The sequence below is a fragment of the Subsaxibacter sp. CAU 1640 genome (assembly GCF_023156585.1).
GTDB lineage: Bacteria > Bacteroidota > Bacteroidia > Flavobacteriales > Flavobacteriaceae > JBPOFM01.
The window spans coordinates 857,259-881,831 of the sequence record NZ_JALNMI010000001.1; the positions used below are offsets into that span (position 1 = coordinate 857,259).

Sequence of the window (24,573 nt, forward strand, 5' to 3'; positions counted from 1 at the left end):
TCAAGCAGTTCAATTCGATGACCATTTCCTTTAGAGCATATTTATTTTTCTTGATTCTCGTAAACATCACGTTTACGGCTTTTTGTCAAAATAATGAATTGCGCTCTTACACACTCGAAGATGGTTTGCCTCAATCGCAAGTGTACGCCATTGTTCAGGATGATATAGGCTATTTATGGTTAGGAACTCAAGGTGGAGGTTTAGCACGTTTTGATGGTGAAAATTTTAAAATTTTTGATGAGAGTGATGGATTGGAATCTAATTATGTAAACGATTTATTTTTCGCCAAAGATTCGTTGTTCATAGCAACAAGAAGAGGGCTTTCCATAAGAAATCACGCCAGATTTGATAACTATTCATTGCCAGAAATCATCACGATTTTTGGACAAAATGGTCAAAATTATTTCGGCACCAAAACAGGCATTTATAGGTTTTCCAAAAACAATGATGTTGTAAAGCTGAAATTTCATTCGTTAGTGGATGAGGCTCAAATCAATTCAATATTATTTGATGGTTCCAGTTTTTGGATAGCCAGTAACAAAGGACTTTTCAAGTGTGATACACTAGCTGGAAATGCTGTTGTAGAGGTTTATGACACTCACAATTTTACCTCTTTGGTTCAAGTAGATTCTAAATTAATCGCTTCAACATTCATCAATGGCATTTTAGTTCTCGACCTCAATTCAAAGAAGGAAGTTTGGATTGAAGAGTTGCAGCGTATCAATTCACTTTCACTAATAAAAAACCAACTTTGGGTATCGTCGGACAATGATGGTTTCACTGTTTTGGATGTTGAAAACTTTCAGATTCAAAAACAAATAGGGATTCGTTCAGGTCTTACAGTTTCCCATATTCGCGAATGTATGACTGATAACCAAGGAAGTATTTGGATTGCTACCAGTGGTGGCGGACTGTATAAATATTTCCAGAATGAATTTATCCATTTTGATAAAGACACAGGGCTCAATGGCAATCGGGTTTATGCGGTTCACAATGCAACATCTGGTCTTTGGATTTCAAATTCTGAAGAAGGTTTGGTTAAAATTGATGGTTTTGGAATTCATCCCATTGAAAAAATCCAAGGATTCAATGATGTGAAAATCAAAACCATCGCAAGTGATGACGATGGAAATATCTGGTCAGGTTCAGATGGCAAAGGCTTGGTTTTTAGGCAAACAACAACGCGAGATAGCTTGATGATAAAAGCTCAAAGTCTGCAAAATATTCAAATCGACACCATCAAAGTACCAACAGTAAAAAATCATTTGTTTAACACCTCAAATGGTTTTCCTTCGGATTGGATTCGTCAAATTCTAGTTCGAAATGATACGGTTTGGGTAGCGACGTACAGCGATGGAATCGTTAAAATGATGTTTGATAAAGAATCATCAAAAATCAATATCCTTAAGATATTCGGACAGAAAGAAGGTATTTCAGATTTGTTGCTGAAAGATATGAAAGTGGATGGAAAAGGTCGAATTTGGTACAGTACTCAAAACGGTCATTTGGGATATATAGAGAATAACAACGTCAACGAGTTAGGCCAAGTTTTGGAAGACAAAACAGCGATTAATTCATTAGTGTTCAAAAATAATTTGCTGTTCTTGGGTACTGCAGGAAATGGCGTTTGGATGACTGACATCCAAGAGAAAATGAACTTGAAGAAATTGTCTGGAGATAAATCTTTGACTTCCAAAAATATATATCAGCTGATTTTTGATAACGAAAATCATCTATGGGTTGGGTCAGAAAAAGGCGTTGATAAAGTTGTTTTAAATCAGGAACAGAAGATTGTAGATGTGTTTCACTTTGGAAGAAACGATGGTTTTTTAGGAATCGAAACCTGTCTGAATGCTGTTGATATTGATAATGAAGGCAATCTTTGGTTTGGCGCCTTGTACGGTTTGACCAAATATGAAGCAACTCAAGAACAAGAGGAAACGTCTGTGAAGCCGAAAATAGATTTTGAATCGATTGAAGTGGCTTATAAACCGATAGATTCTTTGTCGTACTACACGTCGCAATCATCAGAAAGGATATTGCAGTTGGATTCAAATCAAAATCAAATCTCTTTTACGTATCGTACTGTGGATATCAATCATCCCAAGGACATCGAGTATCGGTTTAAGTTGAATGATGGTCCGTGGAGTCCTTGGTCCGAGAGCAATCAGCAGAATTTGGCTGGTTTGGGTTATGGAACTCACACGTTTATGGTTCAATCCAGAAACTACCGCTGGGAACAAAGTGAACCGATTGCATTTTCATTTTTCATAGAAACACCTTTATATCAAAAAGTATGGTTTCAATGGCTTGTGATTGCTACTGTCTTGCTGATTGTGCTTTGGTTTGTTTGGAATTATTTGAAACGTATCAAAAGGAAAAATTCCGAAGAAAAAGCGCGTTTGGAGCTTCAAAACCATTTGTTGTCACTGGAGCATAAAGCGTTGCAATTGCAGATGAATCCTCATTTCATTTTTAATGTGTTGAATGGAATCAAAGCAATGGGCGAAAGCAATCCGCAGAAGATGAATACAACGGTCAACACTTTTGCAACCTTGTTACGAGAGATTTTAAACAATTCCAGAAAGGATACCATAACGTTAGAGCAAGAAATAAAAACACTAACGCATTATATTGAAGTAGAGCAGTTGATGTCTTCAAAACCGTTTCAATATGAGATAGAAGTTGAGTCCGATATTGATAAGGAAGAAATCTTAATTCCGCCGATGTTGATTCAACCTTTTGTTGAAAACGCCATTCGCCACGGAATCTTAAAAGGTTCGCGAGAAGGTGAATTAAAAGTGATTTTCAAGGTTGAAAATGAATGGTTAAAGTGCACGATTATAGATAATGGACTTGGCATTTTCTATTCGCAAAATTCTAAAACCGCCACAGATCATCAATCTATGGCGTTGACCGTTACCAAAGAACGCATTGAGTCTTTGGCAGGAAAAGACACCTTGATGATGGAAGAAATCAAATCAAATGACCTAATTTTAGGAACCAAAATCAGCTTTCAAATTCCGTTAAAAACAGATTTTTAAACTATGCCTACAGCCATCATCATCGAAGATAATCCTGATGCACTTCAACTTTTGAAGCGTGATATTGAAACACATCATCCCGAAATAGAGGTCATCAATACTGCTCAAAGTGTAGTGGAAGCTGCGAAAATCCTACGAAAATCCCAACCTGACATCTTGTTTCTGGATATTATGCTTGGTGATGGAACTGGGTTTGATATTTTGGAAATCTTTCCAGATTTGACCAGTAAAATCATATTCGTCACAGCCAGTGATGAATTTGCAATTCGTGCGTTTAAGTTCGCCGCAATTGACTATGTTTTGAAACCTTATTCTGAAGAAGATTTGGATAATGCCATTAAACGTGCGAAATCACAACTACATCCAGACAAGGAACGTTTTGATATTTTAAAGAAAACATTGGCTTCTCCTGAAGCAAAACCCGATAAAATTTCGTTGCACACCTTGGACAAAATCATCATCGTGAGTCTGGAAGATATCATTAGATGTGAAGCAGATAGCAACAACACCATTTTTTATCTGAAGGATAATCAGAAAGTATTTGTAACCAAAACACTCAAGTATTTTGCCGATATGTTGGACCATCATAATTTCTTACGGGTTCATCAAAGCCATTTGGTAAATATGCAGTCCATCAGTGCATTTATCAAAACCGATGGTGGTTATTTACTGTTGAAAAACAAAGAAACCGTTCCTGTTTCTGTCAGGAAAAAATCTGAAGTCGTGGAAATTTTGGACCGAATGCATCGGTCGTAAAATCATTTATGCAGTTTCAACTGAATACGCTTCCGCGGAATATCCACATCGAGAACTTTTACTATTACCTGTTGATGAAGGCTGACGTGCTCGTTAACATCAGATACAAACGAATCCGATAGATTCGACACGTGAATCAGTCCACTTTCTTTGATGCCAATGTCCACAAAAGCACCAAAATTGGTAATGTTGTTTACAATTCCTGGCAGCAATTGGCCTTCTTGTAAATCGTTAATCGTTTTGATGTTTTGGTTGAAGGTAAACACTTTTGCAGTCTCGCGAATGTCGAGTCCTGGCTTTTCAAGTTCCTTGATGATATCTTCAAGAGTTGGCAATCCAATGGATTCGGTACAATAGGTTTTCAATTCAAGTTTTTGCAGAAGCGATTTGTTGCCTATCAAATCAGATACATTCTTCCCTAAATCTTTGGCCATTCGTCCTACCAATTCATAACGCTCTGGATGTACTGATGAATCATCCAATGGATTTTCAGCCGATTTCACTCTTAAAAATCCAGCGCCTTGTTCATAGGCTTTATCACCTAATCGAGATACTTTTTTAAGGTCATTTCGCGAAGAGAATGCACCATTTTCATCACGATAGTTGACTATGTTTTCCGCCAATTTTGGCCCAATTCCCGACACGTAACTCAACAAACTTGTACTCGCTGTGTTGAGGTTGACGCCAACGGCATTTACACAACTTTCCACTACAACATCCAGCTCTTTTTTGAGTTTGCTTTGGTCCACATCGTGTTGATATTGGCCAATACCTATAGATTTTGCATCAATTTTCACCAACTCTGCTAATGGGTCTTGTAGTCGTCTCCCTATCGACACCGAACCACGAACTGTCACATCATAGTTTGGAAATTCGTCTCTTGCAATTTTCGAAGCCGAATAAATACTCGCACCAGCTTCGCTCACCACAAATACCTGCATATCATTCTTAAAACGAATTTTTCTGATGAGTGCCTCGGTTTCTCTGGAAGCTGTGCCATTCCCAATGGCAATGGCATCAATTTGATAAGCTTCGGCGAGTGTGCTTATCTTTTTCATCGCGCCAATACTATCACTTTTGGGCGGATGCGGATAAATGGTTTCGTTATACAATAAACCACCTTGAGCGTCGAGACACACGATTTTACAGCCTGTACGAAATCCTGGGTCGATGGCGAGAACTCGTTTTTCTCCCAATGGCGAACCTAACAATAGTTGCTTCAGGTTTTTGGCAAACACCGAAATGGCAGCATCATCAGCTTTTTCCTTGGCGTTTTGAAGTGCCTCATTGCTCAACGAGGGCAATAGCAGTCGCTTGTAAGCATCTTGAATTGCCAATCGTATCTGTTCTGCACACGCGTTGTTCGACCGAATAGTTTTGTCTTCTATTCTTGAAATGGCTCTGTCATCATCAATCGAGATTTTCGTTTTGATAAAGCCTTCACTTTCGGCTCTCAAAATTGCCAATAATCTATGGGAAGGTATGCGACCCAATGATTCTTCCCAATCAAAATAGTCTCGAAATTTTTGTGCGTCTTCCTCATCTGCTTTTGACTTGACCGCTTTGGTTGAAATCATCGCAAAACGTTCCAGTTGATGTCGGATGTGGTTTCTGAAATCGGTACGTTCGTTTATCCATTCGGAGATAATGTGCCTTGCACCTTCCAGAGCTTCATCTGCGGAAGCGACATCGCCTTTTGTGTATTTGAGAGCAATCGACTCAACATCAGAAGCATTTTGCGACATAATGATTTTTGCCAGAGGCTCCAGTCCGTTTTGCCGTGCCGTTTCGGCCTTCGTTTTTCTACTTTTTTTAAACGGAAGATACAAGTCTTCAAGCGCTGTTAAATCTTCAGTGGCTTCAATTTTCTTCTTTAGTTCATCGGTCAAAACACCTTGTTCTTCAATCGATTTTAAGATAGTGAGTTTTCGTTTTTCAAGCGTTTCAAACAGTTCCTTATACTTTACAATATCACCAATCTGCACTTCATCAAGATTGCCTGTTCGCTCCTTTCGATATCTGGAAATAAATGGAATGGTGCAGGCTTCATTTAAAAGTTCAATCGTATTTTTTATAGCGTGTTCGGTAAGTTGCGTATGGGATTTTATATAGGAAACTAATGACATTGTTGTTATTTAAGTTGAATGGCAAAGATAAAAAATACGGCATTTGTCGTATGGTTTTATAAAGACTTGAGGTATAGTTTTGTGGGTAGCCAAAATTTATCACAATGAAGAAACTTACAATCATTTATTTTCTTTTTTCAAGTGTGTTTACCTTTTCACAGGGTAAAATTGACTTCGAAACTTTCTCGATGCCCATTGTTACCAATTATCTATACTATGGTGTGGGTGATGCCGAGCGAACCAAAGGTGTAAAGGAACTTCATATTACTATTGAAGAATCTAAAAGACAAATATCTTATTATTTCGATATGGACAATAACCTTACGAAGATGAATATCAATGGAGGAAATGAGTTCAGGGAATACCATTATGAAAATGGACGCATTGCATTTATAGAATCAAAATCATTAAACGGAAGTTTTAAAAAACCAGTCATTTATAATGAAAAAGGACAGGTATTTTCCCATTGCGACCCAGGTAATGTCTATGGGAATAATTTCTACTATTATGAGTATGACGATTTTGGGAATATTACTAAAATGTGGAGTACACGGAAAGACAACTTAACAAAAGAAGAGTTGAAAAATGAAACACCATATAATTCCTATAAATATGATGATAAGCAAAGATTGGTTGAGGTGAAAACATCTTATTCAACAGAAACTTATGAATACAAGAAATTTGGAAATTATCTTTTGGTGACGAAAAACTATTCCTATGGAGGAAAAAAGCCATCTAAATCAGACTTTAGATATAACGAATATGGATTGCTTACGGACTACCGATATGTTGTAGACAAGAATGGCAATTGGATCTATCATGATACTGGCGTCAAGAGACGAGTTGTATATTATTAATAAAACAGAATTAAAATGAGACAAACTATATTTTTCGTAACTATTTTCTTTAGTGCTATAGCAACCATAACAGGCCAAAACAACACAACGGCAGATTTTGACTTGCCTGAAAATACAGTGATGTATGCCACTGGAACTGTAAAATATAATGGAGAAACAAAACAACTGACGCCTATTTCACAAACACAGTATAGTTTTAAGGATCGTCTTCTTACTCTTGAAAGAGAAATGACAGTTATAGGTGATTTAAAATTGGCTGGTGTAAAGAACTTTTCCTATGACGCCAATAATCAACTGATACGAATTACGGATTCCGGTGGAGCGATGACCAATGACAAAGATGCAGGAGCATCGCACGAGGATTATAAAATTACGACATCAAAAAAAGATAACATCTTAAATATCTACAGAAATAATCTTCCCTACACTACCAAAACATTCAATTCCGAAGGTAAATTGGTGGAGGAAGACACGTATGATTACCAAGGAAAGTATGTTTTAACAAATGTGAAATATAATAGTGAATTGAAAATCACCAGAAATTATAGTTCAGATAGAGAATTGAGTAAAGTAATTACGGAATATCTTGACAAAAACGAAGCGCCTATAGTCGAAGTGGTATTTGAACCAAAGAATCCCTATTTCAACACAGTAACTTACTTTTCTTACGCCGCGAATGGTGATTTACAATCTACCACGACTTACAAACACACAAGAGATAAATTGAAATCAAACTTTCAATATGTTAAGGATGGAAAACCCACCGAAGTTCCTAAAGAAGCTTCAACGTTAACTCCTACTACAATTACTTATTATAATTATTCGGAAGGACAAGTTTGGGCAGCGAGAATACCAGATTTCATTACTTCGAATGAAATTACGATCACCGTAAGAGCCATTCAAACCAGTGATGGCAAAGAGAATAATATCATAAATGACCAGAAAGCCTTTATGAAATTCCTTGATGAAACTTACCAAAAAATCAAAGCCAAAAAATAATGAAACAATTAGCCCTAGCACTTTTATGCGCCATTAACTTAACTGCTTTTTCCCAACAAGTTGATTGGGTCAATGCGCCAATGAACCCTATTGCGTTTGCTTATAAATTGGAACATTTTCAGTTGAAAGGTGATGTTGCTTATTATAATGGTCGTCATTTTGACACCAATGGATTGATGGTTTCTCTCTCTAATTATGCAGACTACGCGGATTATTTTTATGAAAACGGAAAATTGGCCGAAGATTCTAATGGCTCGAGATATAATTTCAATGACCAAGGTTATATTTCTTATAGAAAAAACTATACTTATGAATATGATTCCAAAGGATATTTAACTGCGGAAATTTATCAAAGTCTCTTATCCGGGAAAAAAGTGGAAACCATAACCCGATACAGTTATGATACCAATAATCGACTTATAAAAAAGGAAAATTTCACTGGTGATAAGTCAAATTATTATTACACCTATGTTTATAAAAAGGTAGACGACATTCTTCAGGTTACGGAAGAGCGCTTTGAAGGAACTGTTTCTAAATGGAAGACTTATTATGAATTTAAAAACGGTAGAAAAATCCTTGCAAAGGAAAATAATAGCGACATCGTCACCAAAATAGAATATAAGTTTGACTCGAAAGGAAACACCCGTAAGGTCGATTACATTCAGTCAAATGGTGTGCACGACAGCTTTGATGATAATCTTTTATATCATTCACAAGCAAACAATTCAAAAATCACTTTAGATAATAGTGAAAATAAATTGAAAGTCTTTCGTAATGGAGAATTGGCATATGATATTGAACGTGCGACTTTAAAAAATAAAAAGGATATTCTACTATATGAAGCACTAACAAAAACTTATTATAAGGTGAATGATATTTATGGAGATAATCCTAATAAACAGAAAAATATCATCCCACAAAAAATGTCACAAGGGCAGGAAGCAATGGCTCATTTATTGGACAATAAAGTAGATATCTATTTTAGAGGTAGCAATATATTTGGTTCAGGAGATATTTTGAAACCTATTTCTATCTATAATGCTTTGGTAGTATATCATTTACCGGACCGTACTTATATAAACTTTAATTATTTATTTGAAAATTTTAAATTAACTGACAACAGTTTTTTTCCTGGTCAAATTCTTCCGCCTTCCTCAACATCGGTTTTTTACGCTAAAAAATATGATGGTTTAGTGTCAACATATAAATTCGTTGTGAATGGAGTCAGCATTGCTGATAAAATGAAGGCCATGGGTTATTTGAAAGGTGATGTAGATATGGTCGTTGAACGCCAAACGGACAAGCAATTATTTGTTCTTGATGGTTATGCAAATGCTATCAATGAAAAAGTGTATCAAGGTAGATACTATGACAAGGCATCGGATGGTGACATAGTCAAAACAAATTCAGAAAAGGATACGGAAAAAATGCAACCTTCGAACGCCGTTTCTACAACTACCTCCACCACAAATAATACAAATACTCTTAAAACAGGTTGCATTTCTGGGAATTGCACTGATGGTTATGGCATCTATAAATATACCGAGTCAACAGTTGAAGGATTCTTTTCAAATGGAAAACCAAACGGGTTTGGCATCCAAAATTACGAAACCGGTGGATATGAAGGCGAACTAAAGGACGGTTCGCGCGATGGCTTTGGACTTTACGCATGGGATGCAACAGGCGCAAACTATGTAGGATATTGGAAAGATGGAAAACAGCAAGGTCTTGGCATGATGATGACAGATGGTAAGGTTACTCAAGCTGGTGTTTATGAGGATGGAAAGTGGACCACAGACTATGCGTCAGATTACAAAAAAGGTGTTAAATCTGCAAATTGCGAAGGAAATTGTGATAATGGTTTTGGAATCTACACCTTCTCTGATGGAGGTAGATATATGGGATTATTCAAAGATTCAAAAATGAATGGCGTCGGACTGTACTTTTGGCCAAGTGGTGCATCTTATTTTGGTGTATGGAGTATGGGTGTTCGCACAGGTCAAGGTCAATATTATTATACAGATGGTAAATGCTATAAAGGCAACTTTGCAAATAACCTCTTACATGGATTAGGTGTTTATTACAATGCAGACGACACAATTTCATCAAAAGGTTATTGGGAAAATAACGCCTTAAAAACAAGTATGTAAATGAAACAACTGAATGAGTTTTTTAGCTGATATGCAATCCGTTATTGACACTTTGCTCTGCATCAGGATTTACAAACACCAATTTCCCATCAGCTGATGCGGTCATTAAAATCATACCTTGACTTTCGACACCGCGTAAGGCTCTTGGAGCTAAATTGACCAAAACAGTCACTCGTTTCCCGACAACTTCTTCTGGGGTAAAACTTTCGGCAATTCCTGATACAATGGTTCTTACATCGATTCCTGTGTCCACTTTCAACACTAAAAGTTTATTGGCTTTTGGCATTTTTTCGGCTTCAATAATGGTGCCTACACGCATATCCAATTTTGCAAAATCGTCATAAGTAATCGTCTCTTTTTGAGGTTCTACTTTTTTGTTGGCGGCTTCGTTCGCTTTTTTACTGGCTTCCAATTTCTCCAATTGTTTTTGGATGGTTTCGTCTTCGATTTTTGAAAACAACAATTCAGCCTTTCCTATTTGGTGTCCTGCAGGAAGTAAATCATTTTTTGATGAGATATCACTCCAAGACGTCTCGACTGCGCTCGACGAGACATTCAAAATTCCTTTCAATTTTTCCGAAGTAAATGGCAAAAATGGCTCACTCAACGTAGCCAAAGCCGCTGCGACTTGAAGTGCCACATACATTACTGTCTTGGTGCGTTCTTCATCGGTTTTAATGGTTTTCCATGGCTCTTCATCTGCCAAATATTTGTTGCCCAAACGCGCCAAATTCATCAATTCCTGACTCGCCTCACGGAAACGATAACGTTCAATGGAACTCGCAATCACTTCAGGATAGGCTCTCAACGCTGCAAAGGTGTCGTCATCAACTTTTGAAAATTCTGAAGGCGTTGGGACAATTCCATTGTAATATTTATCGGTCAACACCACGACACGATTGATGAAATTTCCAAAAATCGCCACCAATTCATTATTATTTCTCGCCTGAAAGTCTGACCAAGTAAAGTCATTATCCTTGGTTTCTGGAGCATTTGCGGTTAGCACATAGCGCAACACATCCTGCTGATTAGGAAATTCCTTCAGATAATCGGGTAACCAAACTGCCCAATTTTTTGAGGTGGACAATTTGTTTCCTTCCAAATTCAAAAACTCATTTGCTGGTACATTGTCTGGAAGAATGTAACTTCCTTCTGCTTTCAACATCGCAGGGAAAATGATACAGTGAAACACGATGTTATCTTTCCCGATGAAATGAATCAACTTCGTATCCTTATCTTTCCAATAGGGCTCCCAATCTTTCCCAACACGTTCAGCCCATTCTTTGGTAGAAGAGATGTAACCAATTGGTGCATCAAACCAAACATACAATACTTTTCCATCTGCACCTTCTACTGGAACGGGAATGCCCCAATCCAAATCTCTTGTCACCGCTCTTGGGCGCAAACCATCGTCAATCCAAGATTTGACCTGTCCATAAACATTCGGTTTCCAGTCTTTTTTATGGCCTTTCAAAATCCATTCTTTCAAAAATGCTTCGTGCTTATCCAAAGGCAAAAACCAATGCTTTGTCTGTTTCAAAGTAGGCGTGTTGCCAGTAATTGCTGATTTCGGATTGATTAAATCCGTAGCATTCAACGACGTTCCGCATTTTTCACATTGGTCACCATACGCATTTTCGTTGCCACATTTTGGACACGTTCCGGTCACAAATCTATCTGCCAAAAACTGATTGGCTTCCTCATCATATAACTGTTCGGTCACTTCTTCAACAAATTCACCTTTGTCATATAGTGTTTTGAAGAATTCCTGTGCCGTATCGTGATGGATTTTTGCAGACGTACGTGAGTAATTGTCAAAAGAAATTCCAAATTCCTCAAAAGAATCTTTGATAATTGCATTGTATTTATCAACCACATCTTGCGGAGATACACCTTCATTTTTTGCTTTGATGGTAATGGGAACGCCGTGTTCATCGCTTCCGCAGATAAAGGCAACATCATTTCCCTTCAAACGCAAATAGCGTGCATAAATGTCTGCTGGTACATATACGCCTGCCAAATGACCGATGTGAATGGGTCCGTTGGTATAAGGCAAAGCCGCAGTAATGGTATATCTTTTTGACATTGTTTGGTATCGTTTTTGAAGCCACAAAAGTACGTAATTCAACTGCGAATTCGAAAAAAAATGTACATTTACAAAAAGCGTGTTTTATGTCTTTCAAATCAGTTTTTATCCTGCTGTTCAGTCTTGTTTTTCTTTTGAAAGATGAGTATATAACGGCTCAAAACACTTCTACCAAAACTATGCAGACCAATTTGATTCAACCACCATTTCTGAAACCTGGCGACACGGTTGCCATTGTGGCACCTTCAGGCGTTTTAAAAAATAGAACCGATGAGGTGGGACGAAGCAAGGCTATTCTCGAAAGTTGGGGATTGAAGGTGGTAATTGGGAAACACGTGTTCAGCAAAAATGGACATTTTGCAGGAACTGATGATGAACGTTGCGAGGATTTCCAAAAAGCTTTGAATGACCCAAGTGTCAAGGCCATTTGGGCAGCGAGAGGTGGTTATGGTACTGTTAGAATTTTGGATAAATTGGATTATACGCAATTCAAAAAGAACCCTAAATGGATTATTGGCTATTCGGATATTACGGCGCTTCACAACCAACTTCATAATTTGGGTTACGAAACCATTCACGCGCTGATGTGTACAAGTTTGACCAAGGATGAAAGCGAAGTCAAAGAAGCGATTGACACGTTTAAAGACGCCATCTTCGGAAAACGATTGTCTTATCAACTAAAGGGTTCGTCATACAACAAAACAGGAACTGTCACCGCGCCATTGGTTGGTGGAAATTTGACCGTTTTACATACGATGTTGGGTTCTAAAACGAGTATTGATACTTCTGGAAAAATCATTTTTTTGGAAGAAGTAGGAGAGTACGCCTATCACATCGACCGAATGCTGCAAAGTATGAAGCGCGCTGGTTATTTTGAAGATTGTGCTGGTATTTTGGTGGGTAACATTAGCAGAGTGCGTTACAATGACCAAGATTTTGGACGAACCATTGAGGAAATTTTCTTGGACATTGTTGCTGATAGAAACATTCCAATAGCTTTTAATATGCCAGCAGGACACGAAAAGGATAATCGCGCAATGATTTTAGGAGGAAATGTGACAATAATTGTAGGGAAAGATAAAACGGAAATTAAATTCTGAAAACCATACTGCTTACTGCAACTGAACACTGCTAACTAACAAAATGGCTTACCACAACGATCTAGGTAAAATAGGCGAGCAACTCGCTGTAGAACTTTTGGAAGCCAAAGGCTATGACATTTTAGCTAGAAACTATCTATTTCAGAAAGCGGAAATTGACATCATCGCCAAACACGACAACATGCTCGTCTGTGTGGAAGTCAAAACACGAAATTCAGAATTTTTTGGTGACCCACAGGAATTTGTCACCAAAGGAAAAATCAAAAACCTGGTCAAAGCGATGGATGCTTTCGTTCAGGAAAATGACTTTGACTTGGAATCGCGTTTTGACATTATTGCTGTTCTAAAGAACAAAAAAATAGAACAATTGACGCATTATGAAAATGCGTTTTATCATTTTTGATGTTACCATTCATCGATTTGTGTAGGAAAAAACACAAAAAATAATATGATTTTATGCGATTCAACGAATAAATATTGATTCTATCGGCATTTCTTCTATCTTTCCATTGTTAAACCCAAAATCTATAATTATGAAAAAAACCTACCTTATTGTAGCGTCACTAATATTGTGTGTGCTATATGGATGCTCGCAAGAAGATGTTTCTTCTGATCAACAACTCCAAGAAAGAAGAAAACCTGGCAAAATTAGAGTCACTGTCGATCCAGCGCCTCCATCGGAAGAACACTGTTTTTACACTCATCTTATTGCAGGTCAACACCATGTTGCGGGCTCTGTGACAGTTGACATTGATGGAGACAATTTAATTATTACTTATTCAACTAATGGTGATTGGACCTTGGGAACAACACATTTGAGCATTGGAAACTGTGACGAAGATTGGGCACCACTTAATGGTGGTGGTAACCCACAAGTGGGACAGTTTGAATATACGGAGCCTTTTTCTTCAGGACCACATGAAGTGGTCTATGTCATTCCTCTAGAAGGTTTGGACGATAATTATTGCTTTGCAGCACATGCTGAAGTTGATGGGCCAACAGGAGGAGAAACTGCTTGGGCACAAGGAACACAATTTTCAGGAAACGGATGGGCAATGTTTGTTGAATCCTTTTTATCTAACTGTCCTCCCCCAGAAGATGATGGTGGTGGACCAAATCAACCGACCTAATCTTTATTATTTGTAAAAATTCATTTCATCCAGATATTCCCAAACGTGCTCGGGAAGCATAGGGCGCACATTTTTGCCTTCTTTGATAGAATTTCGAATGAAAGTTGAAGACAATTCCATAATAGGTGCATTGACAAAATGCACCTTTTTATGTTTTTGGAATTGAGTTTCCACACTGCCTTCCGAAATCCGTGGATAGACATAGATGTGATAGCCTTCAAGTATCAATTCATAGTTTTTCCACTTGTGGAAACTTTTTAAATTGTCTTCGCCCATAATAAGGGCAAACTCGTGTTCTGTAAATTTTTCCTGTAGATATACCAAGGTATTGATGGTATAATTGGGCTGCGGTAAATTGAATTCGATGTCGCTCGGACGAAGTTTGTCATAATCTTTTGTAGCACGATACACCATTTCCAATCGTTGGTGATTGTCTAGCATAGAGCTTTTCACCTTAAACGGACTTTGGGGTGTCACGACAAACCAAACCTGGTCTAAATCGCTATATTCCGCAATATGATTGGCAATGGTCAAATGACCAATATGAATTGGGTTGAACGTCCCAAAATAGAGTCCGATTTTCATCTGATTATTTTTTCACAAATTCTGACACCAATTGGTAAGATTTTTCCAAGGCTTCTTCCAAATTTTTGTTCAAAACAATAACGTCAAACAAAGGTGCTGTAGCCAATTCTGCGGGCGCTTTTGCGACACGCATACTTATTTTTTCAGGACTTTCTTCGCCTCGAAGTTTCAACCGTTTTATGAGTTCGTTTAAATCTGGTGGTTTGACAAAAACGGCAAGGGTTTCTTCTGGAAATTTCCGTTTGATACGCAGTCCTCCGGACACATCAATATCGAAGATGACGTTTTTGCCTTTTGCCCAAATGCGCTCAATTTCCGTTTTTAAAGTTCCATAGAAATTATCCCTGTAAACTTCTTCCCATTCTAGAAACTCTTCATTCCTGATACGGTTTTTGAAATCCTTGATGTCTAGAAAATAATAGTCTTTTCCGTTGATTTCCTGTCCACGTTTTTCCCTGGAAGTTGCAGAAATTGAAAACTCCAGATTAAGTTCGGGTTGCTGCAGCAAATGCCTAACGATGGTGGTCTTTCCAGAACCAGATGGTGCCGAAAACACAATTAACTTTCCTCTTTTTTTGGTCTTTATTTCGTCTGCCACGAGATTGGTTTAAATGGTTGATAGTTAGAGGACGTTCAATAACTGTTCCTTTATTTTTTCGAGCTCGTCTTTCATTTGCACAACCAGCTTTTGCATTGGTGCATAATTCGATTTTGAGCCGATGGTATTGATTTCACGTCCCATTTCTTGGCTGATGAAGCCTAATTTTTTTCCGTTGGAATCATCGCTTTTCAAAGCTTTTAGAAAATAATCCAAATGGTTCTGAAGACGTACTTTTTCTTCGGTGATGTCAAATTTTTCAATATAAAACACCAACTCTTGTTCAAAACGGTTCTCATCCACTTTTTCCTTCAATTCCGCTACACCTTTCGTCAAGCGTTCACGTACACCTTCAATGCGTTCTGGGTCCATCATAATCACTTTGTCCAGCAATTGAGAAATATTGTTAACTCTATCAATAAATTCAGACTCTAGCGTTTTTCCCTCATCCAAACGGTACTGATGAATTTTTTCCAAAGCTGAAATGATTTCAGTTTGAATCTGTGACCATTCATCTTCGTCAATTTCATCACGTTCTGTAGTGACAGCATCTGGAAGCCGAATCGCCATTTTCAACAATTCAGTTTCATCACCATCCACCACTTCTTTCAGTTGCTTAATGTATTGTTTTACAACCGTTTTATTGATTTGCGTTGAGGTTTCTTCACCTGTGATTTCCATATAAAGTGAAAAATCGACCTTGCCACGTTCTAATTTGGAGGCAATCAACTTTCTGATATCCAATTCTTTTTCTCTGTAAAGAGAAGGCATTCTGGTGTTCAAATCAAGGTTTTTACTATTCAATGATTTGACCTCAATGGATATTTTCTTGGTGGGAAGTTGTAAGACAGATTTCCCATAGCCTGTCATAGATTGTATCATAGACGAATTTTAAAAAAGTTGCACAAAGGTAATGAAAATCATTAGGTTTTGAAGGAACAATAAATTGGCAACAATTCAAGGAATGCTTGTTAAAAGGCTTAAATTTGCCATTCCTGAAAATTAAAGATAAGTGCTATGTATTTAAAAGATTTTGAAATAAGATGGAGTGATGTCGATGCCAACCGACATTTGGCTAATTCGGCTTATGTGAATTTTATGAGCCATACGCGTGTGGCATTCTTCGAAGAGCATAATTTTTCGCTTTCAAACCTCGCAAAATTTGATATCAGTCCAGTGATTTTTTATGAGCATATTTACTATTTCAAGGAAGCTTTTTTAGGAACACCCATTCGTGTAAGCCTGGAAATCAAAGGATTTAGTGAAGATGGAATGTTCTTTCAAATTGAACACAATTTTTACAACCATAAAGGGGAAAATTTAGCCAATTGCGAATTATTGGGCGCTTGGATTAATTTAAAATCACGTTCGCTTTCAGCCATTCCTGAACATTTGATTGCAGAGCTTGAAAAGTTTCCGAAGTCAAAAGATTTCAAGATACTGACCAAAGAAGACACTCGAAAATTTGGTAAAAAACCAATTAATTTAAGTTAGCTTTAGGTCGTTTTGACACTAAAAAGACACCTGCAAAAATCAAGAGCATCGCAGCAATTTTTACAAATTCTATGGTGTCAGCTCCCATAATAATGGCAAATATACCAGCAATTACAGGCTGGAGATAAATAAAGATGCCAATGGTAGAAGCCTTGAGTTGACGCAAAGCCAAAGGATTCAACAAGTAGGTTCCAAAAGTGGCTCCAACCACAACGAACACTACCGCAAACCATGCATCTGAAGTAAAGTCGGTCCATTCAATCGAAATAAGATCTGAATAGCCGAACGGAATAACCATTATTGAACCAAAAAGAAATAACCACTTTATGAAGGTAAAAGGATGGTATTTATTTGTGAGTTTTTTGATGAGGATGATATAAATGCTGTAAGCAATTACATTGATAAAAATCAATAGGTTGCCTAATGGTAGATTATCACCAACACGATCTGAAGTTCCCAAAAGCGTCAGAAGAATTCCGCCTGAAAACCCCAGCAGCACACCAACGATTTTCAGTTTCGTGATCTTTTCGTTCAAAAAGAACGATGACAGAATTAATATGATTATTGGAGTGGTCGTAATAATTACCGAAGCATTAATAGGTGTGGTTAACTCTAATCCTTTTAAAAACAAAAGCATATTGATGACGACGCCAAAGATGGCAGCTACAAAAAACTTTAAAAAATCCTTTTTTTCAATTTTCTCTTGAGGGAGAAAGACGCTGACAGCCCAAAACAAGATTGTGGCTCCAACCACCCTCAAAATCACCAATGCAAATGGAGGTACGGAATGGTCATTCATCAAAACTTTTGCAAACGTAAAGTTCAAACCATACAAAACCTGTACGGTGAAAACAGCCAGTATGGCAAAAAGCCGCTTATCCATTGATGACTTTTTTAGCAGCTTCGACCGTTTTCGCGCTATTGCCTATAAAAATCTGATTTCCGAAAACGATCACTGGTCTGCTCAAAAAGGTATAATGTTTTAAAATATAATGCTTAAAATCTTTTTCGGTTAGGTTTTGGTCCTTTAAACCCATTTCCTTGTAAAGTATGGCTCGCTTACTGAACAAAGCTTCATAACTGCCTGATAGTTGATGTAATTCTTCTAACTGTTTTACCGTAATTTCCTCTTCCTTAATATCCTGTAAAATGAAATCCTTTGGAAGATTCAGTGATTTGAGGATGCGGATGCAAGTGCTACACGTTTTTAGAAAATAGACTTTGTTCATAAGGAAGGAATTGAACTGCAAAGTAAAGCGATTTCATAAGAAATTAATTATTTTTAAAGAAAAATATAGAAAAGTCATTATGAACTGGGCATTTGATATTACCTTAAAAAGCAGAGCTGTTTTAAAGACCATCATAGAAACTTATACGCTTGAAGAACTAAATAAAATTCCAGAAGGTTTCAATAATAACATCATTTGGAATATTGCACATACCATTGCTGTACAGCAATCGCTCATCTATAAACTTTCAGGATTACCACCTATTATTTCTGAAGATATGATTACAACTTTTAAAAAAGGAACAAAACCCGAACGCGATTTGACCCAAGCTGAAGTTGATGAAATAAAAGGACTGTTGTTCTCTACTGTTGAAAAAACCAAGGAAGATTTTGATAATGAAGTCTTCCAGAGCTTTCACGAATATACGGTTACCACAAAAAACACCTTGACCAATGTGATGGAAGCCATCGAATTCAATAACTTTCACGAAGGCATCCATTTAGGATATATTTTGGCATTAAAAAGAGCGCTATAAATTATGGAGTACTATTCGATTATATCTATTCTAGTCATATTGGCGGCACTTTTTGGATTTATAAATGCACGCTTTTTAAAACTTCCCACGACCATTGGTTTAATGGTCATCACGCTTTTGTGTACTTTGATAGTGGTGGTCATTGGGCAGTTTAACGACGCCATTCTTATCCACGAACGCGAACTAATTAATAACATTAATTTTGAAGAAGTATTGCTCGATATTATGTTGAGTTTTCTCCTTTTTGCAGGTGCACTGCATACCAATTTTGAGGAACTTCGGGTACAGCGAGCTCCAGTTATCGTATTTGCTACTATCGGAGTTTTGATTTCCACGTTTTTAGTAGGAATCGGGATGTATTTTGTGCTTCAGCTGATAGGTTTAGAGATAGAATTTATCTATTGCCTATTATTTGGAGCATTGATTTCACCCACAGATCCAATTGCTGTGTTGGGTATTCTGAAGAAGGCAAATGCACCCAAAAAATTAGAGACCAAAATAGTAGGTGAATCGTTGTTCAATGATGGTGTAGGTGTGGTTGTTTTTTTGACCATTTTTTCAATTGCAAAATCACCTGGAGAATCGATTGAAATAATGAGTATCGCAAAACTTTTTGCCCAAGAAGTATTGGGTGGAATTGTTCTGGGCTTGATTTTGGGTTACGGAACCTATAAGTTGCTGAAAGCGATAGATGACTACGAGGTAGAGGTTATCATTACCATCGCGACTGTGATGGGAGGAACGCTCGTGGCCCACCAATTTCATTTGTCGGCTCCTTTGGCTATGGTGACGGCTGGTCTTTTTATTGGAAATGATATTGTAAGAAGTGCTACAATGTCTGAAAAAACAGAAACCTACATCGACCGTTTTTGGGAATTGGTAGATGTGCTTTTAAACACCATTCTGTTTGTTCTGATAGGTATGGAGATGTTGGTTCTGACCTTTGATACCAGTTCTATTGTGGCAGGATTGATAGCTGTGCCTTTGGTGTTGTTCTGTAGATATGCATCGCTATGGTTGCCAGTGAAATTTTTCTCCAAAAAACTCGATTTTGTGCCTAAAACCAATCTCATTATGACTTGGGGAGGTTTGAGAGGTGGCATTTCAATTGCATTGGCATTGAGCCTCACAAACGCGATGCATCGAGAGTTGTTTTTGGTAATAACCTATATTATCGTCGTATTTTCAATAATAGGACAGGGTCTAACGGTAGAACCAATTGTCAAGCGTCTTACAAAATCACTCTAAATCAATCTTTAGAAATTGTTTTGCTTCATCATAAGGAATAGTGAATTCTGTAACGCCTTGAACGTATGAAGCTATTTCATAAACGTTGTATAAGAGAATGACCCCATTTTCATTAAAACCTATATTTTCTGGAAGCTGAAAGTCCTCACCGAAAAACAAATCTTGTTCAGATTCTTCATCAGTCAGTGGCTTTGTGACTTTTTCAAAATAAGGTTTGGCAACTTGTTTGAAAAGCTCTTCATCTTTTATGATCTCATCGTTTTCGAGAAGGTTTCCAGTAGTTTTATCAAAATTGAGAAACGTCACGTGGCTATTTCCGTGTGCACCACCAGTATCTATATAGGAATTGACTACGACACAAACTATGCTTTCAGTTTCATAGTTGACCTCACTTTCAATCAAGGCTTCCCATTGTTGGGTAGTATCACTAAAGTCTTCCTTAAAGGTCTCATATTCTTTTTCAAAACCTTTGATGGCGTCAGATAACGAAAGATTAGCATCCTGCTTTTCACTCATATTAATCTCATTGGCCAAAAAATTCTCCAATGTTTTATTCACTCTATCAGCAACTGCTTCATTTCCTACAGCTTTTGGATAATTAATAGTGATGAGTGCTTGATCAGATGTCTCTATGGCTTCATCTGTAAATGACAAAGGAGCATCTTTTTTACAAGAAAAAATGATCAAAAAGACAATAATAAGTAGATAGGTTTTATTCAAAATAATAGCAACTTTGTTAAACATTGATTAAAGATAGTGCATCCCTTTGTAACCTTCGAATTAAAGCCTAAATTTGTCGGGTTCAATAAAATCCGAAGAGTTTTTCAAGTGCAAAAATAACTGGTTTTTGCTTCTCAAGGATGAATCCAAATAAAATATTTAGAATGAAATGAGCCAATGACAAATCTTGATAAGAATTGAGAAGAATATTAGATTGGCGAATTCAGAAAACTATCAAAAAAATAAAATAGACAGATGAAATTTAATACAAAGACGATACACGGTGGACAAGAACACGATAAGGCTTACGGAGCTGTAATGCCGCCTATTTATCAAACCTCAACCTATGCGCAATCTACACCTGGTGGACATAAAGGCTATGAATATTCAAGAACTCATAATCCTACACGGAATGCGCTTGAAAATTCTCTTGCCAGTATAGAAAATGGGAACTACGGATTGGCTTTCGGCTCTGGCTTGGCGGCAATTGATGCTGTTATTAAATTATTGAAGCCTGGTGATGAAGTGATTTCTACCAATGATTTATATGGAGGTACCTACAGATTATTTACAAAAGTATTTGAAAATTTTGGTGTAAAGTTCCATTTCATTGGAATGCAAAATGCTGAAAATATTGAAGATTATGTCAATAAAAACACAAAATTGATTTGGGTGGAAACACCAACAAATCCTATGATGAATATCATTGACATAAAAGCGGCTGCTGCTGTTGCAAAAAGGCACGACTTACTCTTGGCTGTTGACAATACGTTCGCAACACCTTATTTGCAGCAACCTCTTGATTTGGGTGCTGATATTGTAATGCATTCAGCAACAAAATATTTAGGTGGACACAGTGATGTTGTGATGGGAGCCTTAATAGTGAAAGAAAAAGAATTGGCAGATAAATTGTATTTCATCCAAAATGCCAGTGGTGCCATTTGCGGTCCGCAAGATAGCTTTTTGGTATTAAGAGGAATAAAAACCTTGCATTTAAGAATGCAGCGTCATTGTGAAAACGGGAAAGCAGTGGCGGAATATTTATCCAAGCATCCAAAAATTGAGAAGGTTTATTGGCCAGGATTTGAAAATCACCCAAATCATCATATTGCAAAATCGCAAATGAAAGATTTCGGAGGGATGATATCTTTCACAACAAAAGGGAACAATTTTGAAGAAGCCATAAAAATTGTTGAAAAGCTAAAAATTTTCACCTTGGCTGAATCTCTTGGCGGTGTTGAATCCTTGGCAGGTCATCCAGCAAGTATGACGCACGCAAGTATTCCGAAGGAAGAAAGGGAAAAGACAGGTGTTGTTGACTCGTTGATTCGATTGAGTGTAGGGATAGAAGATATGGATGATTTGATAGACGATTTGAAACAAGCTGTAGGATAAAACAAAAAAGACCTAAAGTTATTTAGGTCTTTTTTGTTTATTATTATTTCAATTTTTTAATCCAAATAGTATATATATCCAAAGTTAAGCCACACTAACCAATCTTTCGCCTTGTTTGATTTCAACTTGTGGTCTAAACCATCTACTTCGTTGCTAAAGAAATATTGCCATCTTAAATCAACCATTAAATCAGAAAGAATTGTCAATTTATAACGTGTCCCCATACTGCCCACTACTGACCATGTCGTTCCACCATCAATTTTTACTGGATAATAACCAGGGTCATCTCCAGGGCCTGGTCTCCAAGGGCCAAATATATTCCTGGGGTCGAATACGTTTCCGTAATCTGCAAGGCCTTCAGGGTCTACATAATCTGTATATGCTTTTGGGTTGAATGACGTAAAATGGACACCCAAACTCACAAAAGGGGCAAAAGAGTATTGCGTTGCAGAAAATGCTCTAATGCTTAATGGAAAATACTCCAATTGCATCCCAATATCTAAATTGTTTGCTTTACCAGAATGATGCCTCAATTGATCGTATCGCGGACGAGGATCATCAACCCATTCGCCAAAATGATTCAGTTTAGTAGTATTGTAAGAAATTTCACTTCTTAACTTGAAATGGTCATTAAAATAAGTGTCTGTTGAATAACAATTACAATCGGCTCTATAAGAAAAATTTATATAGTGAATGATTCCAATTCCAATACCTGTGTTACCAGCGTTAGTTTCTAAATTGTTTCTAACACCAAAATCAGACTGGAAGGCTACAGGACCAGCTATAACCCCAATCTCATGTGAAAACCCTAATTGTGCAAATCCGCTATTTATACCTAATAAAACTAAAGATATAAATGTTAACTGTTTAAAATTAAGCGCCATATGGTTGTGTTTAATTGAGGCATAGTTATCAACAAATATATGAAAACTCGGATAACTACCAAATAAAACAGTAACAACGTGTATATTGACTTTACATTGTAACTTTTTTAAAAAATTCTCAATCAATAAGATCTATTATGAGAATATGAAAAAAGATATTTAGAAATTTTAAAGATAATGTATCTTTGCATCGCAAACGGACTATTTTTTCGTCCTTAAAACAAATTATAAATGAAAGATAAAATAGATGCTTTTTTAGACTTGGTCAAAAAAACTAATGGTCATGAACCAGAATTTTTACAGGCAGTTCATGAGGTTGCGGAAACAGTTATTCCTTTTATTGAAGAAAATCCGAAATATAAAGGAAAAATGTTATTGGAGCGCATGGTGGAACCTGAACGCACCATTATTTTTAGAGTGCCATGGGTTGATGATAAAGGTAATACACAAGTTAATAGAGGTTACAGGGTTGAATTTAATTCTGCCATTGGACCATACAAGGGTGGGTTGCGTTTCCATCCAACAGTAAATTTGAGTATCCTCAAATTTTTGGGGTTTGAGCAAACATTTAAGAATTCGTTGACAACACTTCCAATGGGAGGCGGAAAAGGTGGTTCGGATTTTGATCCGAAAGGGAAAAGCGATAATGAGGTGATGCGTTTCTGCCAGTCATTTATGAATGAGTTATTCCGTCACATTGGAGCAAATACGGACGTTCCTGCTGGGGATATTGGGGTTGGAGGTCGTGAGATAGGATATATGTTTGGTCAATATAAAAGATTAAGAAATGAGTTCACTGGTGTATTTACAGGAAAAGGAATTACCTATGGAGGTTCGTTGATTCGCCCAGAAGCTACAGGCTATGGATGTGTTTATTTTGCAAAAAACATGTTGGCAACTAGAGGAGATTCTTTCAAAGGTAAAACCGTGGTCATTTCAGGTTCTGGAAATGTGGCTCAATATGCATGTGAGAAAGCAACTGAACTTGGTGGTAAAGTTGTGACAATGTCAGATTCAGACGGCTATATCTACGACAAAGATGGTATTGATGCTAAAAAGCTAGCCAAAATCATGGACATTAAAAATGTGAAACGTGGAAGAATAAGTGACTATGTTAAAACATACAAATCTGCTACATATCATAAAGGTGAGCGCCCTTGGTCTGTAAAATGTGATATTGCATTACCATGTGCAACTCAAAACGAGTTGAATGAAAAAGAAGCCAATGCGCTGATCAAAAATAAAGTCATTGCAGTTGCAGAAGGTGCCAATATGCCGACAACACCGGAAGCAATTATGGCTCTGCAAAAAGCAAAAGTACTATTTTCACCAGGAAAAGCATCTAATGCAGGTGGTGTTGCAACATCAGGTTTAGAAATGAGCCAGAACTCTTTACGTCTTAACTGGACAAGAGAAGAGGTTGATGAGAAATTACATGCTATCATGAACGATATTCATGATGCATGCGTAAAATATGGTTCTCAAAAAGATGGCTATATAGACTATGTAAAAGGTGCTAACGTTGCAGGCTTTGTGAAAGTAGCTGACGCAATGCTCGCACAAGGAGTAGTTTAAAAAAACTCACAATATTCTTTCAAAGGCTCCTGCAGTAGTAAATTGCAGGAGTTTTTTTATAG

At 37.2% G+C, this 24,573-nt stretch carries 22 protein-coding genes; 13 read left to right on the plus strand and 9 right to left on the minus strand.

Annotated elements, in window-relative coordinates; translation table 11 throughout:
• The first annotated feature begins 17 nt into the window (after positions 1-17).
• Positions 18-3,044 (plus strand): two-component regulator propeller domain-containing protein, encoded by a 3,027-nt coding sequence (locus M0G43_RS03730; protein ID WP_248023592.1) that lies wholly within the window; start codon positions 18-20, stop codon positions 3,042-3,044.
• Positions 3,045-3,047: 3 nt separating this feature from the next.
• Positions 3,048-3,800: a LytR/AlgR family response regulator transcription factor gene (locus M0G43_RS03735; protein WP_248023593.1), complete on the plus strand. Its 753-nt coding sequence runs from the start codon at positions 3,048-3,050 to the stop codon at positions 3,798-3,800.
• 2 nt (positions 3,801-3,802) lie between these two features.
• Here M0G43_RS03735 and M0G43_RS03740 read toward each other — a convergent pair whose 3' ends face one another.
• Positions 3,803-5,926 carry a Tex family protein gene (locus M0G43_RS03740; protein ID WP_248023594.1) on the minus strand — a complete coding sequence of 708 codons (2,124 nt, stop codon included), beginning with the start codon at positions 5,924-5,926 and terminating at the stop codon, positions 3,803-3,805.
• Between the two features lie 104 nt (positions 5,927-6,030).
• On the opposite strand from M0G43_RS03740, the gene M0G43_RS03745 reads away from it, so the two are divergent.
• The 3 genes from M0G43_RS03745 to M0G43_RS03755 are packed head-to-tail and all read left to right on the plus strand — an operon-like array spanning position 6,031 to position 9,932.
• Positions 6,031-6,783, plus strand: coding sequence for a hypothetical protein (locus tag M0G43_RS03745; protein ID WP_248023595.1), 753 nt, complete (start codon positions 6,031-6,033; stop codon positions 6,781-6,783).
• A gap of 15 nt (positions 6,784-6,798) precedes the next feature.
• Positions 6,799-7,782 carry a hypothetical protein gene (locus M0G43_RS03750; RefSeq protein ID WP_248023596.1) on the plus strand — a complete coding sequence of 328 codons (984 nt, stop codon included), beginning with the start codon at positions 6,799-6,801 and terminating at the stop codon, positions 7,780-7,782.
• A complete protein-coding gene (locus tag M0G43_RS03755) occupies positions 7,782-9,932 on the plus strand; it encodes an MORN repeat-containing protein (RefSeq protein WP_248023598.1) in 2,151 nt (716 codons plus the stop codon). The genes M0G43_RS03750 and M0G43_RS03755 overlap by 1 nt, the downstream gene beginning before the upstream one ends.
• A 22-nt stretch (positions 9,933-9,954) precedes the next feature.
• On the opposite strand, the gene metG is transcribed toward M0G43_RS03755, so the two are convergent.
• Positions 9,955-12,018: a methionine--tRNA ligase gene (gene metG / locus M0G43_RS03760; RefSeq protein WP_248023599.1), complete on the minus strand. Its 2,064-nt coding sequence runs from the start codon at positions 12,016-12,018 to the stop codon at positions 9,955-9,957.
• A gap of 86 nt (positions 12,019-12,104) precedes the next feature.
• On the opposite strand from metG, the gene M0G43_RS03765 reads away from it, so the two are divergent.
• From M0G43_RS03765 to M0G43_RS03775, 3 genes are all read left to right on the plus strand, one after another.
• Positions 12,105-13,118 carry an LD-carboxypeptidase gene (locus M0G43_RS03765; protein ID WP_248023601.1) on the plus strand — a complete coding sequence of 338 codons (1,014 nt, stop codon included), beginning with the start codon at positions 12,105-12,107 and terminating at the stop codon, positions 13,116-13,118.
• Between the two features lie 43 nt (positions 13,119-13,161).
• Entirely contained in the window at positions 13,162-13,521 is a 360-nt protein-coding gene (locus M0G43_RS03770) for a YraN family protein (protein WP_248023603.1), read from the plus strand.
• A 130-nt stretch (positions 13,522-13,651) separates the two neighbouring features.
• A complete protein-coding gene (locus M0G43_RS03775) occupies positions 13,652-14,248 on the plus strand; it encodes a hypothetical protein (protein WP_248023604.1) in 597 nt (198 codons plus the stop codon).
• A 6-nt stretch (positions 14,249-14,254) separates the two neighbouring features.
• Here the strand turns inward: M0G43_RS03775 and nadD are convergent, their stop codons facing one another.
• The 3 genes from nadD to M0G43_RS03790 are packed head-to-tail and all read right to left on the minus strand — an operon-like array spanning position 14,255 to position 16,313.
• Positions 14,255-14,833, minus strand: coding sequence for a nicotinate (nicotinamide) nucleotide adenylyltransferase (nadD, locus tag M0G43_RS03780; protein ID WP_248023605.1), 579 nt, complete (start codon positions 14,831-14,833; stop codon positions 14,255-14,257).
• A gap of 4 nt (positions 14,834-14,837) precedes the next feature.
• Complete coding sequence (gmk, locus tag M0G43_RS03785; RefSeq protein WP_248023606.1) at positions 14,838-15,431, minus strand: guanylate kinase; 594 nt, start codon at positions 15,429-15,431, stop codon at positions 14,838-14,840.
• A 24-nt stretch (positions 15,432-15,455) separates the two neighbouring features.
• A complete protein-coding gene (locus M0G43_RS03790) occupies positions 15,456-16,313 on the minus strand; it encodes a YicC/YloC family endoribonuclease (RefSeq protein ID WP_248023607.1) in 858 nt (285 codons plus the stop codon).
• A gap of 135 nt (positions 16,314-16,448) precedes the next feature.
• Here M0G43_RS03790 and M0G43_RS03795 point away from each other — a divergent pair, with 135 nt between their 5' ends.
• Entirely contained in the window at positions 16,449-16,925 is a 477-nt protein-coding gene (locus M0G43_RS03795) for an acyl-CoA thioesterase (RefSeq protein ID WP_248023608.1), read from the plus strand.
• Here M0G43_RS03795 and M0G43_RS03800 read toward each other — a convergent pair.
• Positions 16,912-17,808: a DMT family transporter gene (locus tag M0G43_RS03800; protein WP_248023609.1), complete on the minus strand. Its 897-nt coding sequence runs from the start codon at positions 17,806-17,808 to the stop codon at positions 16,912-16,914. The genes M0G43_RS03795 and M0G43_RS03800 overlap by 14 nt on opposite strands.
• Complete coding sequence (locus tag M0G43_RS03805; protein WP_248023610.1) at positions 17,801-18,154, minus strand: arsenate reductase family protein; 354 nt, start codon at positions 18,152-18,154, stop codon at positions 17,801-17,803. Before M0G43_RS03805 ends, M0G43_RS03800 begins: the two co-directional genes overlap by 8 nt.
• Before the next feature lie 79 nt (positions 18,155-18,233).
• Between M0G43_RS03805 and M0G43_RS03810 the strand changes: the two genes are divergently transcribed.
• Positions 18,234-18,689 (plus strand): DinB family protein, encoded by a 456-nt coding sequence (locus tag M0G43_RS03810; RefSeq protein WP_248023611.1) that lies wholly within the window; start codon positions 18,234-18,236, stop codon positions 18,687-18,689.
• Between the two features lie 3 nt (positions 18,690-18,692).
• Positions 18,693-19,937 (plus strand): cation:proton antiporter, encoded by a 1,245-nt coding sequence (locus M0G43_RS03815; protein ID WP_248023612.1) that lies wholly within the window; start codon positions 18,693-18,695, stop codon positions 19,935-19,937.
• Here the strand turns inward: M0G43_RS03815 and M0G43_RS03820 are convergent.
• On the minus strand, positions 19,929-20,681 hold the full coding sequence (locus M0G43_RS03820) for a DUF3298 and DUF4163 domain-containing protein (protein WP_248023614.1): 753 nt from the start codon (positions 20,679-20,681) through the stop codon (positions 19,929-19,931). The two genes, M0G43_RS03815 and M0G43_RS03820, sit on opposite strands and share 9 nt — an antisense overlap.
• A gap of 231 nt (positions 20,682-20,912) precedes the next feature.
• Here M0G43_RS03820 and M0G43_RS03825 point away from each other — a divergent pair, with 231 nt between their 5' ends.
• On the plus strand, positions 20,913-22,052 hold the full coding sequence (locus M0G43_RS03825; protein WP_248023615.1) for a cystathionine gamma-synthase: 1,140 nt from the start codon (positions 20,913-20,915) through the stop codon (positions 22,050-22,052).
• Between the two features lie 56 nt (positions 22,053-22,108).
• Here M0G43_RS03825 and M0G43_RS03830 read toward each other — a convergent pair whose 3' ends face one another.
• Complete coding sequence (locus M0G43_RS03830; protein ID WP_248023616.1) at positions 22,109-22,936, minus strand: THC0290_0291 family protein; 828 nt, start codon at positions 22,934-22,936, stop codon at positions 22,109-22,111.
• A 231-nt stretch (positions 22,937-23,167) separates the two neighbouring features.
• On the opposite strand from M0G43_RS03830, the gene gdhA reads away from it, so the two are divergent.
• Positions 23,168-24,511, plus strand: coding sequence for an NADP-specific glutamate dehydrogenase (gdhA, locus tag M0G43_RS03835; RefSeq protein ID WP_248023617.1), 1,344 nt, complete (start codon positions 23,168-23,170; stop codon positions 24,509-24,511).
• Positions 24,512-24,573 lie beyond the last annotated feature (62 nt).

Excerpts from the sequence above, each read along its gene's own strand:
- M0G43_RS03730 (WP_248023592.1), top strand. The coding sequence starts at position 18 with ATGACCATTTCCTTTAGAGCATATTTATTTTTCTTGATTCTCGTAAAC.
- M0G43_RS03735 (WP_248023593.1), top strand. The coding sequence starts at position 3,048 with ATGCCTACAGCCATCATCATCGAAGATAATCCTGATGCACTTCAACTT.
- M0G43_RS03740 (WP_248023594.1), bottom strand. The coding sequence starts at position 5,926 with ATGTCATTAGTTTCCTATATAAAATCCCATACGCAACTTACCGAACAC.
- M0G43_RS03745 (WP_248023595.1), top strand. The coding sequence starts at position 6,031 with ATGAAGAAACTTACAATCATTTATTTTCTTTTTTCAAGTGTGTTTACC.
- M0G43_RS03750 (WP_248023596.1), top strand. The coding sequence starts at position 6,799 with ATGAGACAAACTATATTTTTCGTAACTATTTTCTTTAGTGCTATAGCA.
- M0G43_RS03755 (WP_248023598.1), top strand. The coding sequence starts at position 7,782 with ATGAAACAATTAGCCCTAGCACTTTTATGCGCCATTAACTTAACTGCT.
- metG (WP_248023599.1), bottom strand. The coding sequence starts at position 12,018 with ATGTCAAAAAGATATACCATTACTGCGGCTTTGCCTTATACCAACGGA.
- M0G43_RS03765 (WP_248023601.1), top strand. The coding sequence starts at position 12,105 with ATGTCTTTCAAATCAGTTTTTATCCTGCTGTTCAGTCTTGTTTTTCTT.
- M0G43_RS03770 (WP_248023603.1), top strand. The coding sequence starts at position 13,162 with ATGGCTTACCACAACGATCTAGGTAAAATAGGCGAGCAACTCGCTGTA.
- M0G43_RS03775 (WP_248023604.1), top strand. The coding sequence starts at position 13,652 with ATGAAAAAAACCTACCTTATTGTAGCGTCACTAATATTGTGTGTGCTA.
- nadD (WP_248023605.1), bottom strand. The coding sequence starts at position 14,833 with ATGAAAATCGGACTCTATTTTGGGACGTTCAACCCAATTCATATTGGT.
- M0G43_RS03790 (WP_248023607.1), bottom strand. The coding sequence starts at position 16,313 with ATGATACAATCTATGACAGGCTATGGGAAATCTGTCTTACAACTTCCC.
- M0G43_RS03795 (WP_248023608.1), top strand. The coding sequence starts at position 16,449 with ATGTATTTAAAAGATTTTGAAATAAGATGGAGTGATGTCGATGCCAAC.
- M0G43_RS03800 (WP_248023609.1), bottom strand. The coding sequence starts at position 17,808 with ATGGATAAGCGGCTTTTTGCCATACTGGCTGTTTTCACCGTACAGGTT.
- M0G43_RS03805 (WP_248023610.1), bottom strand. The coding sequence starts at position 18,154 with ATGAACAAAGTCTATTTTCTAAAAACGTGTAGCACTTGCATCCGCATC.
- M0G43_RS03810 (WP_248023611.1), top strand. The coding sequence starts at position 18,234 with ATGAACTGGGCATTTGATATTACCTTAAAAAGCAGAGCTGTTTTAAAG.
- M0G43_RS03815 (WP_248023612.1), top strand. The coding sequence starts at position 18,693 with ATGGAGTACTATTCGATTATATCTATTCTAGTCATATTGGCGGCACTT.
- M0G43_RS03820 (WP_248023614.1), bottom strand. The coding sequence starts at position 20,681 with ATGTTTAACAAAGTTGCTATTATTTTGAATAAAACCTATCTACTTATT.
- M0G43_RS03825 (WP_248023615.1), top strand. The coding sequence starts at position 20,913 with ATGAAATTTAATACAAAGACGATACACGGTGGACAAGAACACGATAAG.
- M0G43_RS03830 (WP_248023616.1), bottom strand. The coding sequence starts at position 22,936 with ATGGCGCTTAATTTTAAACAGTTAACATTTATATCTTTAGTTTTATTA.
- gdhA (WP_248023617.1), top strand. The coding sequence starts at position 23,168 with ATGAAAGATAAAATAGATGCTTTTTTAGACTTGGTCAAAAAAACTAAT.